At 62.5% G+C, this 22,913-nt stretch carries 23 protein-coding genes; 20 read left to right on the forward strand and 3 right to left on the reverse strand.

Going from position 1 to position 22,913, the window contains the following annotated elements; all coding sequences use genetic code 11:
- Window positions 1–26 precede the first annotated feature (26 nt).
- The 4 genes from lpdA to CHB88_RS08495 all read left to right on the forward strand — a co-directional run bounded on the left by lpdA (window position 27) and on the right by CHB88_RS08495 (window position 3,779).
- Window positions 27–1,454, forward strand: a complete 1,428-nt coding sequence (gene lpdA / locus CHB88_RS08480) for a dihydrolipoyl dehydrogenase (protein ID WP_089398896.1) — start codon at window positions 27–29, stop codon at window positions 1,452–1,454.
- 10 nt (window positions 1,455–1,464) lie between these two features.
- Window positions 1,465–1,863 (forward strand): hypothetical protein, encoded by a 399-nt coding sequence (locus tag CHB88_RS08485; RefSeq protein ID WP_089398897.1) that lies wholly within the window; start codon window positions 1,465–1,467, stop codon window positions 1,861–1,863.
- Between the two features lie 154 nt (window positions 1,864–2,017).
- A complete protein-coding gene (gene zapE, locus CHB88_RS08490) occupies window positions 2,018–3,115 on the forward strand; it encodes a cell division protein ZapE (RefSeq protein ID WP_089398898.1) in 1,098 nt (365 codons plus the stop codon).
- Window positions 3,093–3,779 carry a hypothetical protein gene (locus CHB88_RS08495; RefSeq protein ID WP_089398899.1) on the forward strand — a complete coding sequence of 229 codons (687 nt, stop codon included), beginning with the start codon at window positions 3,093–3,095 and terminating at the stop codon, window positions 3,777–3,779. The genes zapE and CHB88_RS08495 overlap by 23 nt, the downstream gene beginning before the upstream one ends.
- 31 nt (window positions 3,780–3,810) lie before the next feature.
- On the opposite strand, the gene CHB88_RS08500 is transcribed toward CHB88_RS08495, so the two are convergent.
- Window positions 3,811–4,617, reverse strand: a complete 807-nt coding sequence (locus tag CHB88_RS08500; protein WP_089398900.1) for a PP2C family protein-serine/threonine phosphatase — start codon at window positions 4,615–4,617, stop codon at window positions 3,811–3,813.
- Window positions 4,618–4,884: 267 nt separating this feature from the next.
- Here CHB88_RS08500 and CHB88_RS08505 point away from each other — a divergent pair, with 267 nt between their 5' ends.
- The 3 genes from CHB88_RS08505 (at window position 4,885) to CHB88_RS08515 (ending at window position 8,181) form a co-directional block, all read left to right on the forward strand.
- Window positions 4,885–5,085: a YdcH family protein gene (locus CHB88_RS08505; protein WP_089398901.1), complete on the forward strand. Its 201-nt coding sequence runs from the start codon at window positions 4,885–4,887 to the stop codon at window positions 5,083–5,085.
- Between the two features lie 42 nt (window positions 5,086–5,127).
- Window positions 5,128–7,149, forward strand: a complete 2,022-nt coding sequence (gene yoaA, locus CHB88_RS08510; protein WP_089398902.1) for a DNA repair helicase YoaA — start codon at window positions 5,128–5,130, stop codon at window positions 7,147–7,149.
- Between the two features lie 93 nt (window positions 7,150–7,242).
- Complete coding sequence (locus tag CHB88_RS08515; RefSeq protein WP_089398903.1) at window positions 7,243–8,181, forward strand: flagellar brake protein; 939 nt, start codon at window positions 7,243–7,245, stop codon at window positions 8,179–8,181.
- Between the two features lie 48 nt (window positions 8,182–8,229).
- On the opposite strand, the gene CHB88_RS08520 is transcribed toward CHB88_RS08515, so the two are convergent.
- Entirely contained in the window at window positions 8,230–9,210 is a 981-nt protein-coding gene (locus CHB88_RS08520) for an NADPH:quinone oxidoreductase family protein (protein WP_089398904.1), read from the reverse strand.
- A 108-nt stretch (window positions 9,211–9,318) separates the two neighbouring features.
- Between CHB88_RS08520 and surE the strand changes: the two genes are divergently transcribed.
- The 6 genes from surE to rlmD all read left to right on the forward strand — a co-directional run bounded on the left by surE (window position 9,319) and on the right by rlmD (window position 15,168).
- Entirely contained in the window at window positions 9,319–10,056 is a 738-nt protein-coding gene (surE, locus tag CHB88_RS08525; RefSeq protein WP_089398905.1) for a 5'/3'-nucleotidase SurE, read from the forward strand.
- Window positions 10,053–10,913, forward strand: coding sequence for a protein-L-isoaspartate(D-aspartate) O-methyltransferase (locus tag CHB88_RS08530; protein WP_089398906.1), 861 nt, complete (start codon window positions 10,053–10,055; stop codon window positions 10,911–10,913). Before surE ends, CHB88_RS08530 begins: the two co-directional genes overlap by 4 nt.
- Before the next feature lie 50 nt (window positions 10,914–10,963).
- Complete coding sequence (locus CHB88_RS08535; protein ID WP_089398907.1) at window positions 10,964–11,938, forward strand: peptidoglycan DD-metalloendopeptidase family protein; 975 nt, start codon at window positions 10,964–10,966, stop codon at window positions 11,936–11,938.
- Window positions 11,939–12,970 (forward strand): RNA polymerase sigma factor RpoS, encoded by a 1,032-nt coding sequence (gene rpoS, locus CHB88_RS08540; RefSeq protein ID WP_089398908.1) that lies wholly within the window; start codon window positions 11,939–11,941, stop codon window positions 12,968–12,970.
- Window positions 12,967–13,752: a 3'-5' exonuclease gene (locus CHB88_RS08545; protein WP_089398909.1), complete on the forward strand. Its 786-nt coding sequence runs from the start codon at window positions 12,967–12,969 to the stop codon at window positions 13,750–13,752. Before rpoS ends, CHB88_RS08545 begins: the two co-directional genes overlap by 4 nt.
- Window positions 13,753–13,827: 75 nt before the next feature.
- Complete coding sequence (gene rlmD, locus CHB88_RS08550) at window positions 13,828–15,168, forward strand: 23S rRNA (uracil(1939)-C(5))-methyltransferase RlmD (RefSeq protein WP_089398910.1); 1,341 nt, start codon at window positions 13,828–13,830, stop codon at window positions 15,166–15,168.
- Between the two features lie 67 nt (window positions 15,169–15,235).
- Here the strand turns inward: rlmD and CHB88_RS08555 are convergent, their stop codons facing one another.
- Window positions 15,236–15,928 carry a Bax inhibitor-1/YccA family protein gene (locus CHB88_RS08555; protein ID WP_089398911.1) on the reverse strand — a complete coding sequence of 231 codons (693 nt, stop codon included), beginning with the start codon at window positions 15,926–15,928 and terminating at the stop codon, window positions 15,236–15,238.
- Between the two features lie 203 nt (window positions 15,929–16,131).
- Between CHB88_RS08555 and ndk the strand changes: the two genes are divergently transcribed.
- Genes ndk through CHB88_RS08595 form a run of 7 tightly spaced genes read left to right on the forward strand, consistent with a single transcriptional unit; the run spans window position 16,132 to window position 22,907 of the window.
- Window positions 16,132–16,557 carry a nucleoside-diphosphate kinase gene (gene ndk, locus CHB88_RS08560; RefSeq protein WP_089398912.1) on the forward strand — a complete coding sequence of 142 codons (426 nt, stop codon included), beginning with the start codon at window positions 16,132–16,134 and terminating at the stop codon, window positions 16,555–16,557.
- Window positions 16,558–16,602: 45 nt separating this feature from the next.
- Entirely contained in the window at window positions 16,603–17,775 is a 1,173-nt protein-coding gene (rlmN, locus tag CHB88_RS08565; RefSeq protein ID WP_089399146.1) for a dual-specificity RNA methyltransferase RlmN, read from the forward strand.
- Complete coding sequence (gene pilW, locus CHB88_RS08570; protein WP_245844846.1) at window positions 17,772–18,566, forward strand: type IV pilus biogenesis/stability protein PilW; 795 nt, start codon at window positions 17,772–17,774, stop codon at window positions 18,564–18,566. The genes rlmN and pilW overlap by 4 nt, the downstream gene beginning before the upstream one ends.
- Window positions 18,559–19,590 (forward strand): helix-turn-helix domain-containing protein, encoded by a 1,032-nt coding sequence (locus tag CHB88_RS24355; RefSeq protein ID WP_176442384.1) that lies wholly within the window; start codon window positions 18,559–18,561, stop codon window positions 19,588–19,590. The genes pilW and CHB88_RS24355 overlap by 8 nt, the downstream gene beginning before the upstream one ends.
- Before the next feature lie 6 nt (window positions 19,591–19,596).
- Window positions 19,597–20,862, forward strand: a complete 1,266-nt coding sequence (ispG, locus tag CHB88_RS08585) for a flavodoxin-dependent (E)-4-hydroxy-3-methylbut-2-enyl-diphosphate synthase (protein ID WP_089398914.1) — start codon at window positions 19,597–19,599, stop codon at window positions 20,860–20,862.
- Between the two features lie 32 nt (window positions 20,863–20,894).
- A complete protein-coding gene (gene hisS / locus CHB88_RS08590) occupies window positions 20,895–22,244 on the forward strand; it encodes a histidine--tRNA ligase (protein WP_089398915.1) in 1,350 nt (449 codons plus the stop codon).
- Window positions 22,245–22,262: 18 nt separating this feature from the next.
- Window positions 22,263–22,907 (forward strand): YfgM family protein, encoded by a 645-nt coding sequence (locus tag CHB88_RS08595; protein WP_089398916.1) that lies wholly within the window; start codon window positions 22,263–22,265, stop codon window positions 22,905–22,907.
- Window positions 22,908–22,913 lie beyond the last annotated feature (6 nt).

The raw sequence follows: 22,913 nt of genomic DNA on the forward strand, positions 1-22,913 counted from the left end.
TCCGTTTAGGTTGACTGGATCACACCATGGCAAAAAATTTTGATGTTGTCGTCATCGGGGCCGGCCCCGGTGGTTATGTCGCGGCCATCCGCGCCGCCCAGCTCGGCTTCTCCACCGCCTGCATCGACGAGTGGAAGACCGAGAAAGGCACGCCCGCTCCCGGCGGCACCTGCACCAACGTCGGCTGCATCCCGTCGAAGGCGCTGCTGCAATCTTCCGAGCATTTCGAGCACGCCGGCCACGGCTTCGCCGAGCACGGCATCGACGTCCAGGGCCTGAAGCTCGACCTCGGCCGCATGCTGGGCCGCAAGGATACCGTCGTCAAGCAGAACAACGAAGGCATCCTCTACCTCTTCAAGAAGAACAAGGTGTCCTTCTTCCACGGCCGCGGCTCCTTCGTCAAGGCCGAGGGCGGCACCTACGAGATCAAGGTCGCCGGCGCCAGCGAGGAAACGATCACCGCCAAGCACGTGATCGTCGCCACCGGCTCCAATCCGCGCCAGTTGCCGAACGTGCCGTTCGATGAAAAGCTGGTGCTGTCCAACACCGGCGCCCTGGCCATCGGCGACGTGCCGAAGAAGCTGGGCGTGATCGGCGCCGGCGTCATCGGCCTGGAAATGGGCAGCGTCTGGCGCCGCCTCGGCGCCGATGTCACCGTGCTGGAAGCGCTGCCGGCGTTCCTGGGCGCGGTCGACGAACAGATCGCCAAGGAAGCGTTCAAGCTGTTCACCAAGCAGGGACTGTCCATCAGCCTCGGCGTGAAGATCGGCACCATCACTCCGGGCAAGAACGATGTCACCGTCGAGTACACCGACGACAAGGGCAATGCGCAGAAGGCGGTGTTCGACAAGCTGATCGTCTCCATCGGCCGCGTGCCCAACACCATCGGCCTGAATGCCGAGGCGGTGGGCCTGCAGCTCGATGAACGCGGCTTCGTCGCCGTCGACGGCGACTGCAAGACCAGCCTGCCGAACGTCTGGGCGGTCGGCGACGTCGTGCGCGGTCCGATGCTCGCGCACAAGGCCGAGGAAGAGGGCGTTGCCGTGGCCGAGCGCATCGCCGGCCAGCATGGTCATGTGAACTTCAACACAATTCCCTGGGTCATATATACGTCCCCGGAAATCGCTTGGGTCGGCAAGACCGAGCAGCAGCTGAAGGCCGAAGGCGTGGCTTACAAGGCCGGCACTTTCCCGTTCCTGGCCAATGGCCGCGCCCGCGCGCTCGGCGATACCAGCGGCATGGTGAAGTTCCTGGCCGATGCCAAGAGCGACGAAATCCTCGGTGTGCACATCATCGGACCGGTGGCTTCCGAGCTGATCTCCGAAGCCGTGGTGGCGATGGAGTTCCGCGCCTCCGCCGAGGATATCGCGCGCATCTGCCACGCTCACCCCTCGCTTTCCGAAGCTACCAAGGAGGCGGCGCTGGCAGTGGACAAGCGTTCGCTCAACTTCTAAGGAGTCCGTCATGCGCCGCCTGATCCTGTCCGTGTCCGTCCTGCTTGCAGCATGCGCCACCACGGGATCGAGCGGCGGCAACATGACCATCGAAACCGTCAGCCGGGGCCAGGCCGTGCCGGGCGCCGCCTGCATGGTGAGCTCCAACGGCGGCAGCTGGAACGTGATGACGCCGGCGTCGATCAACGTCGGCGCTTCCACCGGCGATCTGCGTGTGGTGTGCAATATGCAGGGCTACCGCACCTCCGAGCTGCTATTGCGGCCCTCCGGTCCCGTCGGTTCCGGCCTCGGGCTCGGCGTCGGAGGCGGTGGCGGCCATGTCGGCGTGGGCGTCGGCCTGAATGTGCCGATCACGCTCGGCCGCGGCGGCTATCCGACGCGGGTGGCGGTCGAGCTGACGCCGCAGTGAGCGCAGTTTTTCGGTAACGGGCATCCGTCGTGCCGGGTGTCCCGTTGACGTGGCGATATACCTGTTGATGCATGGGCGAGCTGGTCTCGCCCATTTTTACGCCGGTGACCGATGAAACGAGTCTGCCGACGTCGATGAACGTAAAGAAACTATCATGAATGTCAGGGAGTTCTACGAACACGCGCTGGCGCAGCGCGGCTATCAGTCCGATGAGGCACAGCGGCGCGCCGTGGAGCGGCTGCAGCAAGCCTACGACGACTGGGTGGCGTACAAGTCGCAGCGCTCCAACAAGCTGATGCGCATCATCACCCGGCCCCAGGTGCCGCGTGGCGTGTACATGTGGGGCGGCGTCGGCCGCGGCAAATCCTTCCTGATGGACAGCTTCTATTCGGTGGTGCCGGTGCATCGCAAGACGCGCCTGCATTTTCACGAATTCATGCGCGGCGTCCACCGTGAGCTGGACGAACTCAAGGGCATGGCCGATCCGCTGCTGGAAGTGGCGCGCCGCATCGCCAAGAAGTACCGGCTGATCTGCTTCGACGAATTCCACGTCTCGGACATCGCCGACGCCATGATTCTCTACAACCTGCTCAAGGCCCTGTTCGAGAACGGCGTCTCGTTCATCATGACGTCCAACTATGTGCCGGATGCGCTGTATCCGGAAGGACTGCACCGCGACCGCATCCTGCCCGCGATCGGCCTGCTCAAGGACAAGCTGGACATCCTCAATGTCGATGCCGGCCTCGATTACCGCAAGCGCGCGCTGGAACAGGTGGAGGCGTATCACACTCCGCTCGGCGCCGAGGCCGACCGGGCTTTGCGCCACGCCTTCGCCGCGATCGCCGAGACCGAGGACGAGGATCCCCGAATCCACATCGAGGCGCGCGAAATCAAGGCGCTGCGACGCGCCGGCGGCGTCGTCTGGTTCGACTTCGCCACCCTCTGCGGCGGTCCGCGCTCACAGAACGATTACCTTGAACTGTCGAGCCGCTTCCATACCATCGTTCTATCCGGCATTCCCCGCATGTCGGCAGCCATGTCATCGGAGGCCAGGCGCTTCACGTGGCTGATCGACGTGCTGTACGATCACAAGGTCAAGCTGCTGATGTCGGCCGAAGTCGAGCCGGAAGAACTGTACACCGAGGGTATGCTCGCCAATGAATTTCACCGCACCGTTTCCCGCATCATCGAAATGCAGTCGCACGAGTACATGGAAAGCGAGCGCCGCGATGTCGCCGGTTCGCTTTCCTAGCGTGGTCCATGCGGCATGGCTGGTCTTTGCCTTGCTGCTGATGGCGTTTTCGCCGGCGCGCGCCGACGATCACGGGGACATGGGCGCCGGCAGGGTCGTGCAGCAGTATCCGGCCGGCTCCATCCAGTCTGCCGAGGCCGCCGACGAGGCACTGGCGGCGGTTGCTTCCGCCAAGCAGGACATCGCGGCCCGGGCGGCGCAGCAAGAACAGCTGTGCACGGAGAAGTTCTTTGCCTCCGATTGCATGGACGCGGTAAAGGAACGTCGCCGCAAGGCGCTGGCAGCGGTGCGCCCAATCGAAGTGGAAGCGAATGCCTATAAGCGCCGCGCCCAGATCGAGGAGCGTGACCGCGGGCTGGCGGAAAGAAATGCCCGCGAGGCGCCGCCGCCCGGCCTGCCCCGGACGCCCAAACCGTCTGCTCCGGCAAAGGCGCAGCCGCCGTCGGAGTCGGCGGCCGGCGTCAACCCGCGTGTGGCCAGGCATGAGGAGAAGCTTCGCAAGCTGGAAGCTGAAGAGAAGGCAGGCGAAGCAAAGCGTGCCGCGAAGGTGGAGGCCTACAACCGCAAGGTGCAGGAATCCGAGGAAAGACAGCGCGAAGTCGAGGAAAAGCGGCGGCAGCGGGAAGAAGAGGCCCGGCAGAAGGCGGCAGCCGCCAAGCCGTGACCCTTTGATTTCAATAGCGTATCGGGCCGTTTCAGACGGCCCGTTTCATCTGGTTAGCAGAATACGTCTTCTCCGACACTTCAACCGGGACCAGCTTGACGATCGCCAGGGTGCAATTGTCAGCCTCGGTGCCGACGGCGCGCTCCCTGGCTTTTCGAATCAGCATTTCGGCGGCATGACGCGGACTGTTGACCGCGACCGCCACGCCAAGCTCCATGCCGGAAAAATAGCGCCACAGACCGTCCGAGCAGAGCAGGAAGGCATCTCCCGCCTTGAGGCCGTCATGACTGGCGACGCTGGCCTCGGGCTCATGCTCGTGGCTCCCGAGAATGTTGACCAGCACATTGGCCAGCGGATGGCTATGCGCCGCCTCTTCCGACAGCTTGCCTTCGGCCACCAGCTTCGCCACGTAGGAATGATCAGGGGTGTGCTCGGCGAAGTTCGGTCCGCTGAAACGGTACAGGCGGGAATCGCCGACATGGGTCCAGTAGGCGCGCCGGTCGGGGGTGAGCACCAGAATGACTGCCGTGCTGTGCGGATTCTTTTCCGACGTCACCGCCGTAAGCTTGATCACCGTATGCGCATCGGCGACGATGGCGCGGAGCATTGCGCCGATGTCGTCGGCCTGAGGCGAGAATGCCTCGAAAGCCTGGCGCGCGGTCCGGATCACCTGCTCCGCGGCCAGGGCGCCGCCTTTCATCCCCCCCATGCCATCCGCCAGCACGGCCATCATGTAGCCGGGCGCCTTGGGCGATCCGAACAGGGCCACGCGATCCTGCTGCTCGTCGCGGTCGCCTAGGTGCTGACCGGTGCTGCCCTCGATTTTGTATTGGCTCATGGGGTCGGGTAAATTAAACTTGACGCCGTTAAGATTATTGCAGTCGGGAATTCTATCCTTCCGGCAAAGACGAATTGTTACAACAATCGCCGCATACGATCAACGGCGGCCGGCTCATCGTACTGCAAAGCGACATTTTTATGTGCATGTTGCAAACTTTGCCGCCGGCATGGTCCTTTTTCACACCTTGGCGGGATCAATCGTCCGGATTTGAATTACGATGTGGCTCCGAAATTTATGCCACCGACAGGTTTACTTTACTTTGCCATGACCCCATCTGAAGACATCCGTCGTCGCATCACCGAACTGGAAATCGAGCATCGGGATCTCGATGCCGTGATCGATCTTCTGGCAAAGGACGCGCTGCACGACGAATTGCAGCTGCGCCGGCTGAAGAAGCGAAAGCTGCAGCTGAAGGACCATATTACGCTGCTGAAGATGCAACTGGTGCCGGATATCCCTGCCTAAGCTGCTCGCAGTAAGCCCACTTGCATTGATTGTTGATTCGCCTTGACTGACCATAACAATACGCCACCCGCCGGATCCCATGACGCGGACATCGACCGCCTGTTTGCCGAAAGCGGCTCCCTGAGCGGAACCATCAGCGGCTTTCGGCCGCGCGATTCGCAGACGGAGATGGCGAAGGCAGTCGCCCAAGCCATCGCCGAGCAGAAATCCCTGATCGCCGAAGCCGGCACCGGTACCGGAAAGACGTACGCTTATCTGGTACCGGCTCTGCTGTGGGGCGGCAAGGTGATCGTTTCCACCGGGACCAAAAACCTTCAGGATCAGCTCTACCTGCGGGACATCCCCACCGTTCGCAAGGCTTTGAACGCGCCGGTCTCGGTCGCCTTGCTGAAGGGGCGAGCCAATTATGTCTGCCATTTTCATCTGGAGCGCACCCTGGCCAACGGCCGGCTGACATCGCGCGATGACGTCGGCTACCTGCGGGAGATCTCGCGTTTCGTCAAGACCACTTCTTCCGGCGACAAGGCGGAACTGTCCCGGGTGCCGGAGACTGCCACCGTCTGGAACCTCGTCACCTCGACACGCGACAACTGTCTCGGCACCGAATGCCAGTACCACCAGGATTGCTTCGTCATGAAGGCGCGCAAGGAAGCGCAGCAGGCCGATGTCGTCGTGGTGAACCACCACCTGTTCTTTGCCGACGTCGCCTTGCGCGATACCGGCGTGGCCGAACTGCTGCCGTCGGCCAATACCATCATCTTCGACGAGGCGCACCAGTTGCCGGAAACCGCAACGCTGTTCTTTGGCGAGACCGTCTCCACCTCGCAGGTATTTGAACTCTGCCGCGACGTTCTGGCAGAAGGATTGTCCCATGCGCGGGACGGTGCCGACTGGCCGAAAGTGGTCAATGCCGTCGAACTGGCGGCGCGCGAATTGCGTTTGGCCTTTCCGCAGGATGTAGTCCGGTTGTCTCTCGGCCAGATTGCGCCGTCCAGCCGGTTTTTCCCGGCGCTGGAAAAGCTCAAGGAAGAAATGCAGGGCATGGCCGAGGTGCTGGAAAGCCAGGCCGAGCGCGCCGAGACCATCGACCAGTGCCGTACTCGGGCGCTCGAACTGCTCGAAAAGCTGAATGCCTGGAACGCGCCGGAGAACGTGGAAAAGGCGGTGGACAAGGTGCTCTGGGTGGAAGCCTATTCCTCGTCACTGCAATTGCATCAGACCCCGCTGTCGATTGCGCCCATCTTCAGCAAGCAGCGGGAGGGCCCGCCCCGCGCCTGGATCTTCACTTCCGCCACGCTGGCGGTGAAGAACGACTTCACCCATTACACCTCGCAGATGGGCCTCTACAACGAGCCGGCCCATACCTGGCCAAGCCCCTTCGATTACGCCAGGCAGGGATTGCTGTATGTGCCGTCCAACCTGCCGCAGCCGAACGCGCCGGACTATACCGACGCGGCGGTGGATGCCGCCCTGCCGGCGATCGAGGCGGCGGGCGGGCGAACCTTCTTCCTGTGCACCACCCTGCGCGCGGTGAACCGGGTGGCGGAGCGGCTGAAGAAGGAATTCGAACAGCGCGGGCTCGATTTCCCCTTGCTGGTGCAGGGCGAGGCCGGGCGCACGGAACTGCTGGACCGGTTCCGCGCGAGCGGCAAGGCGGTGCTGGTCGGCAGCCAGAGCTTCTGGGAAGGCGTGGACGTGCGGGGCGACGCGCTGTCGCTGGTGATCATCGACAAGCTGCCATTCGCGCCGCCCGACGATCCGGTACTGGCGGCCCGCATCGAGGCGCTGGAAAAGAAGGGCTTGAATGGATTCGTCCATCACCAGCTGCCGGAGGCGATCATCACCCTGAAGCAGGGTGCCGGCCGACTGATCCGCGACCGCAGCGACCGGGGCGTGCTGATGATCTGCGACCCGCGGCTGATCAACAAGCCCTACGGACGCCGCATCTGGCAAAGCCTGCCACCCTTCAGCCGCACCCGCGATGCGGAAGCGGTCAAGGCGTTCTTCAAGGAGACGAGGCAACCAACCACCGAAGTCCCGCTGGTTGTCGATCTGGCATCCTGACTTGCGCTAAACAATTGCTTGAATTCAAGCGATTGCCGTTATACTAGTTGTCGAAACTTCCGGTAAAACACGCGAGAGATCAGATAAGCGGACATGGGCGAGACGGTTTCTTCATTGGTTCCCCTCAAGGTGAACGAGATTGCGATCGGCAAGCCGTTGAATCGGCCTGTCTACGATTGGCATGGGAAATTGCTGCTGGCTTCCGGCTGCACCATCGAGAGCCAGTCTCAGCTCGACGGGCTGCTGAAAAATGGCTTTGTACAGGCGGACCCGTGGAATTTCTCGGACACGCGGAAGGAAACCGGGGATGGCGCCAGGTCCGCGCCTGACGCTAATGGCAAGCCTGGCGCGGCGACCGCAGCGATCGAGAATGAAGCCGATAAGGAACGCATGATCGCGCTCGACGATGCGAGATGGCAGGTCGGCGAGGCGATGTATCTGCAGCAGATCGACAATCCCTCCGCCCGCTATCATGTGAAACTGATCGGTTTCGTCAAGGGCCGGTCGGTCATGGTCACCGCGCCCATCATCGATGGCAAGATCGCCTTCATCCGCGACGGTCAGACCTTCGTGATTCGCGCCTTCTCCGGGCGCAAGGCCTATGCCTTCACCTCGTCAGCGCTGAAGTCGGTGCATACGCCTTATCCTTACATCCACCTGTCGTATCCGCGCGAAGTACGCTGCACCACGGTGCGCCGTGGGGTGCGCGCCCAGGTGAAAATCATTGCCGCGATTTCCCTCGGCACGCCGGAAAAGACGGGAGCGGCAACGCTGCTGGACCTGAGCGTCGGCGGTGCTTCGGCAATCGCGAAGCACCCCCTGGGCGAGAAGGCCAGTCAGGGAATCATCAAGTTCAAGGTGAATGCGGCCGAGCAGGACGAGTATCTCAGCCTGACTGCGGTGCTGCGTTCCGTGATCCCGTCGGAGAACGGAGACGGATATCGGCACGGCTTCGAATTCGTCGACGTGCCGCTGCACGAGCGCCTGATTCTGTCCGCCTTCGTGCACCAGACGCTGGCAGAAGCGGACTGAGGCTGCGAACCATCAGCCACGACGCGTACGGCGTGGCTGGGGCCGATTTCAGCGCTGCGGATTGATCACCACCTTGCCGGTGACCTTGCGTGCCGCCATGTCGTTAAGCGCCTGGGACGTCTCGGCCAGCGCGTAGCGATGCGAAATATGCGGCTTGATCTTGCCTTCGGCCATCCATCCCATCAACTGCTGCATCGCCGCCATGTGCTTTTTCGGTTCGCGCCGCGCAAAGTCGCCCCAGAATACGCCCACCAGCGAAGCGCCCTTCAGCAGGGCCAGATTCAGCGGCAGCCTGGGTATCTCGCCATTGGCGAAACCCACCACCAGATAGCGCCCACGCCAGCCGATGGAGCGGAACGCCGGCTCGGCATAGACGCCGCCGACCGGGTCGTAGATCACGTCCGGCCCCTTGCCGCCAGTGGCTTCCTTGATCGCCTCGCGAAGGTCCTGGGTCGCGTAATTGATGGTGGCGTCGGCGCCATGGGCCTTGCACACGGCCAGCTTTTCATCGGTCGAGGCGGCGGCAATGACGCGGGCGCCGAGGGCCTTGCCGATTTCGATGGCTGCAAGGCCGACGCCGCCGGCGGCGCCCAGCACCAGCATGGTTTCGCCAGGCTGCAGTGCCGCCCGGTCGACTACCGCATGATGCGAGGTGCCATAGGTGAGGGTGACGGCGGCCGCGGTGTCGAAGTCGAGGCCGGGCGGCATCGGCATGACCAGGTTTTGCGCGACGCTGATCTGCTGGGAGAAGGCGCCCTGGCTGACGAAGGCCATGACCTTGTCGCCCGGCTTGAAGGCGATGACGCCTTCACCGACGGCGCGCACAACGCCGGCCAGTTCGCTGCCGGGGGTGAAAGGCAGTTCAGGCTTGAACTGGTACTTGTTCTGGATGATGAGCACATCCGGGAAATTGACGCCGGCGGCCTGCACATCGATGGCCACCTGGCCTGCGGCCGGTACGGCATCGGGCAACTCCTCGACGACCAGCGTCTCGGGCGCGCCCCATTGTTTGCAGAGGATGGCTTTCATCTTGTCTCCTGAGTGATTGTAAAAAAAGAACGAGCGTTTGATTTTATGGGGGCATCAGGAAATGTCAATATGCGCCGAAGCCGCAAGGGCTTCAGGTAAAATCATTCCATGAAGATACTCATCAGTAATGACGACGGCTATCTGGCGCCGGGCATCGTTGCCCTGGCCGAGGCGTTGCGCCCGATTGCCGAGATCATGGTGGTTGCTCCCGACAGCAACCGCTCTGGCAGTTCCAATTCCCTGACGCTGGACCGCCCGCTCTCTGTCTATCGCGCCGAGAACGGCTTTTATTTCGTCAACGGCACGCCATCGGACTGCGTACATATCGCGCTTACCGGCGCCCTGGCCTTCAAGCCGGACTTGGTCGTCTCCGGCATCAATCAGGGGCAGAACATGGGTGACGACACCCTCTATTCCGGCACCGTCGCCGCTGCCACCGAAGGCTTTCTGTTCGGCGTGCCGGCGATCGCCTTTTCCCAGGTCGACAAAGGCTGGGCGCATCTCGACACGGCCGCGCGCGTGGCCCGGGAAATCGTCGAGCACGGCTTGCCGGCGCTGCCCAAGCCCTATTTGCTGAACGTGAATATACCCAACCTGCCTTACGCCAGCCTCCGCGGCAAATGCGCCACCCGGCTCGGCAAGCGGCATCAGTCGGAGCCGGTCATCCGCGCCCAGGATCCGCATGGCCGCGAGATTTACTGGATCGGGCCGGCCGGCAAGGAGAAGGACGCGGCAGAAGGAACGGATTTCAATGCGGTGGCCAACGGCCGGGTATCGATTACGCCCCTGCGAATCGACCTGACGCACAGCGCTCAGCTCGACCTGCTGAAGAAGGAGTTGCAGTGAGCGAAGCAAGCAAGCGCTTTCCGCTGACGCTTTCCAACGTGGTGGAGGGCCGGCCCAAGGAAGGCAGGCAGAAGCCCGGCGCAGCCAAGGTCGCCACGCCTCAGACTGCCACCCGCAATGCGGCCCAGCATCAGCAGCGGCCGGTTGCCGTCAAACCGGCTGCGGTGGCGGTATCGCTGCCGGCCACGCCTGCCCAGCCGGCCCGCAATGGCGCCGCGGTGCCTGATTCGGTACGCGGCGCCATGGTGGCGCGCCTGGCCAAGCAGGGCATCGCCGACCGTACGGTGCTGGCGGCGATGGAAGCCGTGCCGCGCCATCTGTTCGTCGAGCCGGCAATGGCGAGCCAGGCGTACATTGATGCGTCGCTGCCCATCGGTCATCAGCAGACGATTTCACAGCCGTACATCGTCGCTCGAATGATCGAAGTCATGCGCGATAACCAGCAGCAGGGAAAGCTGGAACGGGTGCTCGAAATCGGCACCGGCTGCGGCTATCAGGCAGCGGTCCTGTCACTGGTGGCGAAGGAAGTGTATTCGATCGAACGCATCAAGCCGCTGCATGAACTGGCAAAGTCCAATCTGCGGCCGCTGCGGATTCCCAATATCCGCTTGCATTATGGAGATGGTATGCTTGGCCTGCTTCAAGCTGCCCCATTCGACGGCATCATCCTCGCCGCTGCGGGCCTCGAGGTACCCCAGGCCCTGCTCGAACAGATGAGCGTAGGCGGCAGGCTGGTGGCGCCGGTAGGGGGAGAGCGCCAGGTGCTGCAATTGATCGAACGCGTCAGCCGTTTCGAGTGGACCAGGACGACGCTTGAAGACTGCCATTTCGTACCCTTGAAGTCCGGCACGGTCTGACGCCGACCCAGGTCGCCGCCGCCGGCGGCACTGATTCCATCGTAGTGATAATGAAAAAATACCGCTTAACATGGATGGCAATGCTGCTTGCCATCGTTTCCGGATGCAGCACCACCCGCAATCAGGCGCCGGTAGTGGAGCGGCCGGTTCCGTCGCGCAACGCCGAGGCTCCGCGACCGTTGCCCGCGCCGGCGCCCGCGCAGCCGCAGCCGCCCAAGCAAGCCGACACCCGCGGTTTTTACACCGTGAAACGTGGCGATACTTTGATCCAGATTGCCCTTGAGTTCGGTCAGAATTACCGCGACCTCGTGATATGGAATAATCTCTCCAATCCCAACGACATCAAGGTAGACCAGGTGTTGCGCGTGCTTCCTCCGGATGCACCTGTGGCTGGCGCTGCTCCTTCGGGCGTTCAGACTGGCAGCGTGGTTCCAAATTCCACGGCCGAATCGCGCCCGTTGCCCAATGGCGCGGCGGCGTCCACCCACAAGACCGGTCCGCGGGGGGAGAAGCGGGCATTCTCGGAATCCGCGCTGGCCGAACTTAACAAGCCTGATGCGACCGCGCCGACTGTGCCTTCGAAGACCGAACCGCCGAAGGTGAGCGACAGCAAGACACCGGAAAGGCCGGCAGAGAGCGCGCCGCCGGCGACCGATGAAGAAGGCATTGCCTGGATCTGGCCGGCCGAAGGAAAGGTCGTCGCCGGTTTCAGCGATGGCCGCAAGGGCATAGACATTGCCGGCAAGCCCGGACAGCCGGTGCTGGCGGCCGGCGCCGGTCGGGTGCTGTACGCCGGCAGTGGCATTCGCGGCTACGGCAATTTGGTGATCCTCAAGCACAGCACGAATTATCTGTCGGCCTATGCTCACAACAAGGCCATTTTCGTCAAGGAAGACCAGACGGTCAGCAAGGGCCAGAAGATAGCCGAAATGGGAAGTTCGGACAGCGATTCGGTAAAGCTTCACTTCGAGATCCGCCATCAGGGCAAGCCGGTGGATCCTTCCAAATTCTTACCTGCCAGATAAATGACGCGCAAACCCGAAGCCACGCCGGAAGACGATTTATCCCCCGATGATTTGTCCGATATCCGGGCGGACTCCGGGGAAGATGCCGAAGCCGTTCTTGCGGACGGCGCCGATGCGATGACTGATGGCGGCGAGGGCGCGGTAGCGGTGGCCCTCGACCCGGTGGAGGAACTCAAGACCGTGCTCGCGGCGGAGCTCTCCACCGATACCACGCAGCATTACCTGAATCAGATCGGTTCCCGGCCGCTGCTGACGGCGGCGGAGGAAGTGCATTACGCCACCCTGGCCAAGCAGGGCGAGTTCGATGCGCGGCAGAAGATGATCGAACATAACCTGCGTCTGGTGGTGTCGATCGCCAAGCACTACATCAACCGCGGCGTGGTGCTGCTGGACCTGATCGAGGAGGGCAATCTCGGCCTGATGCGCGCCATCGACAAATTCGAGCCGGAACGCGGCTTTCGTTTCTCGACGTACGCTACCTGGTGGATACGCCAGAGCATCGAGCGAGCCATCATGAATCAGGCGCGCACCGTGCGCCTGCCGGTGCACATGGTGCGCGAACTGAACCAGATACTGCGGGCCAAGTACCATCTCGAAGCCCAGCATCACGATGGCAAGGATGCCACCGCCGAGGACATCGCCCATCTGGTGGAGCGGCCGGTGGAGGACGTGCAGGATATCCTGGCGCTGTCCGAGCATGCTACCTCGCTCGACGCGCCGCTCGACAACGACCCGCAAGCCAGCCTGATGGACATGCTGCCCGGCGACGGCGCCGACAGCCCCGACTCCCGCGCCGAGCATCACGAAATGACGGTGTTGGTGCGCGACTGGCTGAAAAAATTGCCGGACAAGCAGCGCCTGGTGATCATGCGGCGCTTCGGCCTCGACAACGACGATCCCGCCACGCTGGAAGAATTGGCGGCGGAGATGAACGTCACGCGCGAACGGGTGCGGCAGATTCAGCAGGAGGCGCTGGTCAAGCTCAAGCGCGCCCTGACTGCGCGCGGCGTGGGCAAGGATGCGCTGCTTTGATCCCGATTCTGGTATTCGACATCGAGACCATCCCCGACGTGCACGGCCTGCGCTTACTCCAGGGCCATCCGGAGAGCATGCTCGACGCCGACGTCGCGGCGGCCGCCTTCGCTGCACGGCGCGAGCGCACCGGCAGCGACTTCCTGCAGCATCATCTGCACAAGGTGGCGGCGATTTCCTGCGTGTTCCGTGACCGCGAGGGTTTTCGCGTCAAGTCGCTGGGCAGCACTCATGATGAGGAATCCAAGCTGGTGCATGCCTTCTTCCGCACCATCGACCGCTATACGCCTCAGCTGGTTTCGTGGAACGGCACCGGCTTCGACCTGCCGGTGCTGCACTACCGTGCCATGGTGAGCGGCGTCACCGCCTCCCGCTACTGGGAGATGGGCGACGACGACCGCGATTTCAAGTGGAACAACTACATCAGCCGCTACCACATGCGCCATCTCGACCTGATGGACCTGCTGGCGATGTACACCGGCCGCGCCAACGCGCCGCTGGATGAGCTGGCCAAGCTGTGTGGCTTCCCCGGCAAGCTCGGCGTGGATGGCAGCCAGGTCTGGACCTTGTACCAGGAAGGACGGCTGCAGGAAATCCGCGATTACTGCGAGACCGACGTGGTCAACACTTACCTCATGTACTGCCGTTTCCAGCTCATGCGTGGATCAATGACGCGGGACGAGTACAATAGCGAGCTTTCGCTGGTGCGGGCGCACCTGGCGGAACTCGACGGGCCGCACTGGAAACAATACCTGGATGCCTGGCGCGATCCGCTGGCCTGACTTTTTCCTGCTCTCCCGGCATCACCCTTCATAGTCGCCAAGTCCGGCAAGGCTTGGCCGTGACCATTTCAATTTATGCAGCAAGACGCAATCGACATCAAAGCCCTGGACATGGATGCCCGGGGCGTGGGCCACTTGACGAACGAAGATGGCACCCAAGGCAAGGTCATCTTCGTGGAAGGCGCGCTTCCCGGCGAGCGCGTGCGTTATGAATCCTATCGGCGCAAGCCGAAATGGGAAGCGGCCACCCTGACCGAGGTGGTACGTGAATCGTCGCAGCGGGTGCAGGCGAAATGCCGCTATTTCGGCAATTGCGGCGGCTGCGCCATGCAGCACCTGGATGCCGACGCCCAGGTCGCGATGAAGCAGCGGGTGCTGGAGGACAATCTCTGGCATCTCTCCAAGGTGAAGGCCGAGAACATGATGCGCCCGATCCACGGTCCGACCTGGGGCTACCGCTATCGTGCCCGCCTGTCGGTGCGCAACGTGCGCAAGAAGGGCGGCGTGCTGGTCGGTTTCCATGAGCGGAAATCCTCTTACGTGGCCGACATGCAAACCTGCGAAATCCTGCCGCCCAAGGTATCGGCGATGCTGGTGCCGCTGCGCCGCCTGGTGGAATCGCTGACCATCTTCGAGCAGATGCCGCAGATCGAGCTGGCGGTGGGTGAAGAAGTGATCGCGCTGGTGCTGCGCATCATGGCGCCGCTGACCGAGGCCGACAAGGACAAGCTGCGCGCCTTCGCCGACCTGCATGAGATCCAGTGGTGGCTGCAGCCCAAGGGGCCGGACACCGTGTATCCGTTCTATCCGCTCGACAAGCAGCTGTATTACGCGCTGCCCGAGTTCGGCATCCGCATGCCCTTCAAGCCGACCGACTTCACTCAGGTCAACCACCAGATCAACCGGCTGCTAGTGACAAGGGCCTTGAAGCTGCTGGACGTACAGCCGGAAGACCGCGTGGCCGACCTGTTCTGCGGCCTCGGCAACTTCACCCTGCCGCTGGCAACCCAGGCGCGCGAGGTGGTAGGCATCGAAGGCAGCACCGCGCTGAACGAGCGCGCATTGCAGAATGCAACCGCCAATGGGCTGGCGCAGAAAACGGTGTTTTATTGCCGCAATTTATTCGAGGCCAGCAGCGAGGACCTGGTCGCGCTGGGCAGATTTGATCGCATGCTGGTCGATCCGCCGCGTGAAGGCGCGATTGCGGTTTGCCAGGCCATCGTCGGATTGAAGGAAAACCGGCCGGACCTGATGCCGAAGCGCATCGTCTACGTGTCCTGCAATCCGGCCACCCTCGCCCGCGATGCGGGGCTGCTGGTGCATCAGGGCGGCTACGTGCTGAAGAAAGCCGGGGTGGTCAACATGTTCCCCCATACGGCGCATGTGGAATCCATTGCCGTATTCGACCTGCCCTGATCGTCACCGGTGTAAACGAAAAAGCCGACCTGACGGTCGGCTTTTTCATTGACGCTTTGCCGTTGGCTTATTCGCGTTCGCCGCCAACGATGCCGAGCAGCGCAAGCAGGTTGCTGAAAATGTTGTAGAGATCGAGATAGATGGCCAGGGTGGCGGTGATGTAGTTGGTTTCGCCGCCGTTGATCACCTGCTGCACGTCGTAGAGGATGAAGGCCGAGAAGATGCCGATGGCCATCACCGATACCGCCAGGTAGAGCGCCGGCATCTGCAGGAAGATATTTGCCACTGCTGCAAGCAGAATGACCAGCACGCCGCCGAACAACCATTTGCCCAAGCCTGAAAAATCACGCTTGGAAAAGGTGGCCACGCTTGCCATGACGGCCATGATGGCGGCGGTGCCGCCGAAGGCGGTCATGATCAGCGCCGGACCGTTGGCAAATCCGAGGGTGAGGCTGATCAGGCGAGACAGCATCAATCCCATGAAGAAGGTAAAGCCAAGCAAGATGGCAACGCCGAGGCCGGAATTCTTGGTCTTTTCAATGGCATAGAAAAAACCGAAGGCGATTGCCAGGAAAGCCATGAAACCGATGAACGGGCTGCTCGAGAAGAGGGAAAACTTGAACTGAACGCCAAGCCATGCGCCCAAGACAGTGGGAATCATGGAAAGGGCGAGCAGCCAGTAGGTATTGCGCAAAACCCGGTTACGTACAAGCAGGGCTTGGCTGGATGTGCCGTACGCGGTATGCAGATTGCTATCCATGTAACCTCCAGGAATCGTTGAATTGTTGAACAGTATTCAGAGCATATCATGTGCCCGAATGACGAAGAATAGGTGCAAATCGAGCGCTTTTCATCGACGGCAACTACCCAGTCTCTTAGATATGGGTTTCGTGGTAAAATCAAAGGTTAGTTTGATTCTTGATTTTTCTCCTTAAACCCTTATTTTCATTGGAGTTTTTACAGATGGCAATCGAGCGCACCCTGTCGATCATCAAACCGGACGCAGTCGCGAAAAACGTGATCGGCCAAATCTACACCCGTTTTGAAAATGCCGGTCTGAAGATCGTCGCTGCCCGCATGGCGCATCTGTCCCGTGCCGAGGCTGAAGGCTTCTATGCCGTTCACCGCGAGCGCCCCTTCTTCAAGGATCTGGTTGACTTCATGATTTCCGGCCCGGTCATGATCCAGGTTCTGGAAGGCGAAGGCGCCATTGCCAAGAACCGCGAGCTGATGGGCGCAACCGATCCCAAGAAGGCAGAGAAGGGCACCATCCGCGCCGACTTCGCCGACTCCATCGACGCCAATGCCGTTCACGGTTCCGACGCGCCCGAAACCGCGGCTGTCGAGATCGCTTACTACTTCCCGGCATTGAACGTTTATTCCCGTTAATGTCCCGCTCGTCCGCCGCGACGGCGGGCGAACCACAAGGCTTTGCTGAACATGGCTCTCACCAATCTTCTGGATTTCGATCCCGCACAACTTGCCGCTTACTGTGCCGAGCTGGGTGAGAAGCCATTTCGCGCCAAGCAGCTTCAGCGCTGGATACACCAGTTTGGCGTGGCGGATTTCGACCAGATGAGCGATCTGGCCAAATCGTTCCGCGAAAAGCTGAAGCAGAACGCCGCCATCACGGCGCCCGCCATCATCAGCGACCACACTTCTGCCGACGGCACGCGCAAGTGGCTATTCGACGTCGGGCAGGGCAATGCCGTGGAGACCGTATTCATTCCCGAGGAAAATCGCGGCACGCTGTGCATTTCGACGCAAGCCGGCTGCGCCGTGAACTGCCGTTTCTGCTCGACCGGCAAGCAGGGCTTCAGCCGCAACCTGTCGGTCGGCGAAATCATCGGGCAGCTCTGGATGGCCGAATTCGAACTGCGCCGCACCAAGGGCGTGGAGCCTGGTCCCAAAGGCGAGCGCCAGATCACCAACGTGGTGATGATGGGCATGGGCGAGCCGCTGCTGAACTTCGAGCCGACGGTCACCGCGCTCAAGCTGATGCTGGACGACAATGCCTACGGCCTGTCGCGGCGGCGCGTGACGCTCTCCACCAGCGGCGTGGTGCCGATGATAGACAAGCTGGCGCAGGAATGCCCGGTTGCGCTGGCGGTGTCGCTGCACGCTTCGAATGATAACTTGCGTGATGGGCTGGTGCCGCTGAACCGCAAGTATCCGCTGGCGGACCTGATGGCCGCCTGCCGCCGATATCTCGATTTCGCGCCGCGCGATTTCATCACCTTCGAGTACTGCATGCTCGACGGGGTGAATGATGGCGATGAAAACGCGCGCGAGCTGGTGCGGCTGGTCAAGGACAATCCGCATCCGGTGCCATGCAAGTTCAACCTGATACCATTCAATCCATTCCCCGAGTCCGGGCTGGTCCGGTCCAACAACAAGCGCATCAAGGCATTTGCCCAGATCCTGATGGATGCCGGCATCGTCACCACCATCCGCAAGACGCGCGGCGATGATATCGATGCCGCCTGCGGCCAGCTGGCGGGGGAAGTCCAGGACAGGACGCGGGTTCAGGAGAGGATGCAAAAAATGGCTGAGTATCAGAACAAGTACGGCAAGAACTTCGGCCGCATCGTTCAGGTGCCTACGTGACGCGGCTGCAGGGATTGACTTGGGCGCTGCTGCTGGCAGCGGCCTGTCTGGTGGCGGGATGTCGCTCGTTGCCGGCGCAAGGCAGCAGCGAGCCGAGCACCAGCTCTGACCAGACTGACAGTCAGCGCCGGGCCCGTATCCGCCTGCAACTGGCGGTGGGTTACTACGAACAGCGCCAGACCGAGGTGGCGCTGGACGAGGTCAAGCAGGCGCTTTTGGCGGATCCCGCCTTCGCCGATGCCTACAGTCTGCGCGGCCTGATCTACATGGACATGGGCGAAGCCAAGCTGGCGGAAGAGAATCTGCAGCAAGCCATTCGCTTCAGTCCCGCCAATCCGGATTTCAACAACAATTACGGCTGGTTCCTGTGCCAAAACGGCCGCGAACGACAAGCGATTGGCTATTTCGAAACCGCGCTGAAAAGCCGCGGCTACCAGTCGCCCGACAAGGCCCTCGCCAATGCCGGCTTGTGCAGCCTGAAGCTGCAGGACCGTGCCGCTGCCGAGCGCTATTTCATGCAGGCCTTTCAGTTCAATCCGGCCAATTCAACAGCAAACATTGGTCTGGCCAGAATTTTTTATCAGCAGCGCGATTACGAGCGTGCCCGTTTCTATGCCAATCGCGCCGTGTCCGCTGAAGGCGCCGGTCCCGAGGCGCTATGGCTCGCCGTCCGCATAGAACGCAAGCTGGGCAATCGCGATGCGGAAACCAGCCTTGCCACCCAGTTGCGCCGTCGTTTTCCGCGGTCGGCAGAGTATTCCGCTTACGAGCGTGGAGCATTCGATGAGTGATTCCGAATTCAATGAAAAGCCCGAGGCCGGCGATACCGGGTCTTCCTCTTCCTCCGGCCTGTCGATTGGCGAGCAGCTTTCCCGCCAGCGCCAGGAGCTTGGCTGGACGGTGGAGCAGGTGGCCAGCCAGCTATACCTGGCGCCAAAGCAGGTAGTGGCCATCGAAGCCAACGATTTCGCGGCGCTGCCTACCATGGCCGTCACCCGCGGTTTCATCCGTGCCTATGCCAAGCTGGTAAGGCTTGATCCGGCGCAGCTGATGGCTGCCTTGCCGAAGGAGGCTGCCCCTGCAATCGAGCCGACGGCGTCGCGGCGGGCGATCTCCGAGCCGTTCTCGGAGCGGCGCTCGCCGCTCATGACGGGCCGTTCGAATGGGATGAAAAAGCCCTACATTGTTCTCGCAGTGCTGGCGCTGCTGGCACTACTCGCCTGGGCCGTATATCAGTCCGGCGTCCTGTCCGGCGGCACCGCGCCCGCAGTACCCAAAACGGCTGAATCAACTTCCCCCGACAAGCCCGCCGAGAAATCGGGCGCCGTAGGAGCGGAGCCGGCGAGTCCCTCGGCACCTGATGCCGCTACAGGCAGCGCCGCCGCATCCTCCGCCCCAGCGACACCTGCCGCCGCGCCGGAAGCCAAGCCCGAAACCGCGGCGCCGGTTCCCGCGCCATCGCGCCCGGCGACCCCGGAAAAAGCCGCGCCGAGCGGAAGCATCGACGCCGCCGCCGAGAAGCAAGTCGTCAATACGCCGGCCACCGATTCGAAGCCGGCTGCGGAGGCGACCTCAAGCAACGGGCTTGTCCTGCAATTCCGGGAGGATTCCTGGGTTGACCTAAAGCGCGCCGGTGAAAGCAAGTCCATGGTGGCGCGCCTGTTCAAGGCAGGCAGTACCGAGAACTTCGATGTGCCGGGTCAGGCCGTCCTCGTGCTCGGCAATGCGCCCGGCGTCGACGTGACGTTTCGGGGCGCCCCGATCAAGACCAAGGGGCTAGACAAAGGCCATGTCGCCCGCCTCACTTTGAAATAAGCAGCCATGTCCGCTCAACCGATTCCCTCCGGACCCTTGCCGCGCCTGAAGCGCCGCGCCGTCACCGTCAGCACCGGCACCAGCAGCCTGATCATCGGCGGCGACGCACCCGTGCGCGTGCAATCGATGACCAATACCGATACCGCCGACGTCATCGGCACCGCGATCCAGGTCAAGGACCTGGCGCGGGCCGGTTCCGAGCTGGTGCGCATTACGGTCAACAATCCGGAAGCCGCTGCCGCCGTTCCGGCGATCCGCGAGCAGCTGGAAAAAATGGGCATCGACGTGCCTCTGGTCGGCGACTTCCACTACAACGGCCACAAGCTGCTGACCGATTTTCCCGAATGCGCGCAGGCGCTTTCCAAGTACCGCATCAATCCGGGCAACGTCGGCCAGGGCGCCAAGCGCGACACCCAGTTCGCCCAGATGATCGAGATCGCCTGCCGTTACGACAAGCCGGTACGCATCGGCGTCAACTGGGGCAGCCTGGACCAGGCGCTGCTGGCGCGCATCATGGACGAGAACGCGGCGCGCGCGGAGCCTTGGGAGGCACAGGCCGTGATGTACGAGGCGCTGATCACCTCCGCCATCGAGAGCGCGCAGCAGGCGGAAGCAATCGGCCTGTCCGGCGACCGCATCATCCTTTCCTGCAAGGTTTCGGGCGTGCAGGACTTGATCGCGGTCTACCGCGAGCTGGCACGCCGCTGCGATTACCCGCTGCATCTCGGCCTGACCGAAGCCGGCATGGGCAGCAAGGGCATCGTCGCCTCCACCGCCGCCATCGGCATCCTGCTGCAGGAAGGCATAGGCGACACCATTCGCGTGTCCCTGACGCCGGAACCGGGCGGCGACCGCACCCGCGAAGTCATCGTCGCCCAGGAAATCCTGCAGACCATGGGCCTGCGCAAATTCACCCCGATGGTGATCGCCTGCCCCGGCTGCGGCCGCACCACCTCGACCGTGTTCCAGGAACTGGCGGACCGCATCCAGGCTTACCTGCGCGAGCAGATGCCGGAGTGGAAGAAACAGTATCCGGGCGTGGAGAACATGAACGTGGCCGTCATGGGCTGCATCGTCAACGGACCGGGCGAGTCCAAGCATGCCAACATCGGCATCAGCCTGCCCGGCACCGGCGAGACGCCGGCCGCGCCGGTGTTCGTCGACGGCGTCAAGACCGTAACGCTGCGCGGCGAGCGTATCGCCGAAGAGTTTCAGGCCATCGTCCTCGACTACGTCCAGACCCGCTACGCAAAGCAAACCGTCGGCGCCTGATCCAGCGCGCCGGCCCTTACACATCAATCAGCATGTCAGAAAACAAGAAGACGGAAAAAATCGTCGGCGTGAAAGGGATGAACGACATCCTGCCCGCCGACGCGCCTTTGTGGGAACTGTTCGAAAATACCGTGCAGTCGGTGCTGAAGAGCTACGGCTTCCAGCAGATCCGCACGCCCATCGTCGAGCCCACCGCGCTGTTCGCGCGCGGCCTCGGTGCGGTGACCGATATCGTGGAAAAGGAGATGTACTCCTTCGTCGATTCCATGAACGGCGACCAGCTCACCCTGCGTCCGGAAAATACCGCCGGGGTGGTGCGCGCCGCCCTGGAGCACAACCTGACCTATGATGGCCCGAAGCGCCTGTGGTATGTCGGTCCGATGTTCCGGCACGAGCGTCCGCAGCGCGGCCGCTACCGCCAGTTCCACCAGGTCGGCGCGGAAGCGATCGGCTTCGCCGGTCCGGACATCGACGCCGAACTCATCATGCTGTGCCAGCGCCTGTGGGATGATCTCGGCCTGGAAGGCATCCGCCTCGAGGTCAACTCCATCGGCAATGCGGAGGAGCGCAACCGGCACCGTACCGATCTGATCGCTTATTTCGAGCAACACAAGGATCTGCTCGATGCCGACGCTCAGCGCCGCCTGCATTCCAATCCGCTGCGCATTCTCGATACCAAGAATCCCGCCATGCAGGAGATGGTCAACGCAGCGCCGAAGCTGCTCGATTACCTAGGCGAAGAGTCGCTGTCCCATTTCGAGGGCGTGCAGAAACTGCTGCGACACAACAGCATTCCGTTCACCATCAATCCGCGCCTGGTACGAGGCATGGATTACTACAACCGCACCGTGTTCGAATGGGTCACCGACCAGCTCGGCTCCCAGGGTACGGTCTGCGGCGGCGGCCGCTACGATCCGCTGGTCGAAATGTTCGGCGGCAAGCCGACGCCAGCCTGCGGCTTTGCCATCGGCGTCGAACGCCTGCTGGAGCTGCTCAAGGCGTCGGGCGAGAAATTCGATCCCAACCAATGTGACGTGTACGTGGTGCACCAGGGCGAACAGGCGCAGCTGCAGGCCTTCGTCGTCGCCGAGCGGCTGCGCGATGCCGGCCTCGACGTGGTGATGCATTGCGCCCCGGCGGGCGGCGCCGGCAGCTTCAAGTCGCAGATGAAGCGGGCAGACGGCAGTGGCGCCTCCTACGCCGTGATTCTTGGCGAGGACGAGATCGCCAAAGGCGAGGCAAGCGTGAAGATGCTGCGCGCGGCCGAAGCCGGCGGCAACCAGACCGCCGTGCCGCTGGAGCAGATCGTCGATTACATTGTCGGCCAGATTACCTGCGGCGGCGAATGCGACGATCCGACTCACCACCACCATACCCATTGACACCAGGACCCATAGACCATGGCATACGATCACGAAGAACAGGAACAGCTAGCCAGCCTCAAGGCGTGGTGGAACCAGTACGGCAATCTGGTGACGTGGGTGCTGATTGCCGCTCTTGCCGCCTATGCCGGCTGGACCGGCTGGAAAGCCTACGAACGCAATCAGACGTCCCAGGCTGCCTTGCTCTACGAGGAATTGGAAAAGGCCGCGGCTGCCAAGGATTTGCCCAAAGTACAGCGCGCCGCCGCCGACCTCGGCGATCGCTTCGGCCGCACCGCTTATGCCCAGATGGGCGGGCTGGTGGCGGCCAAGGCGGCGGTTGACGCCAACGACCTCAAGCTCGCCAAGGCACAGTTGCAGCAGGTGGCTGACAAGGGCCGCGATGAAGAGTACCGGGCAGTGGCGAAGCTGCGCCTGGCCGGCATCCTGCTGGACGAAAAGGCCTATGACGACGGCCTGAAGCTGCTCGGCGGCAGCTTCCCGGCGCAGTTCGCCGGCGCCGTCGCCGACCGCAAGGGCGACCTGCTGATGGCGCAGAACAAGACCGATGAAGCCCGTGCCGCCTACCAGCAGGCCCTGGAAAAGACAGACCAAAAAAATCCCGGCCGCCAGCTGATCCAGCTGAAGCTCGATGCCCTCGGCGGCGCCAAGAGCGTCGGCTGAGCCGGA

The sequence above is a fragment of the Noviherbaspirillum humi genome, assembly GCF_900188095.1.
Lineage (GTDB): Bacteria > Pseudomonadota > Gammaproteobacteria > Burkholderiales > Burkholderiaceae_D > Noviherbaspirillum > Noviherbaspirillum humi.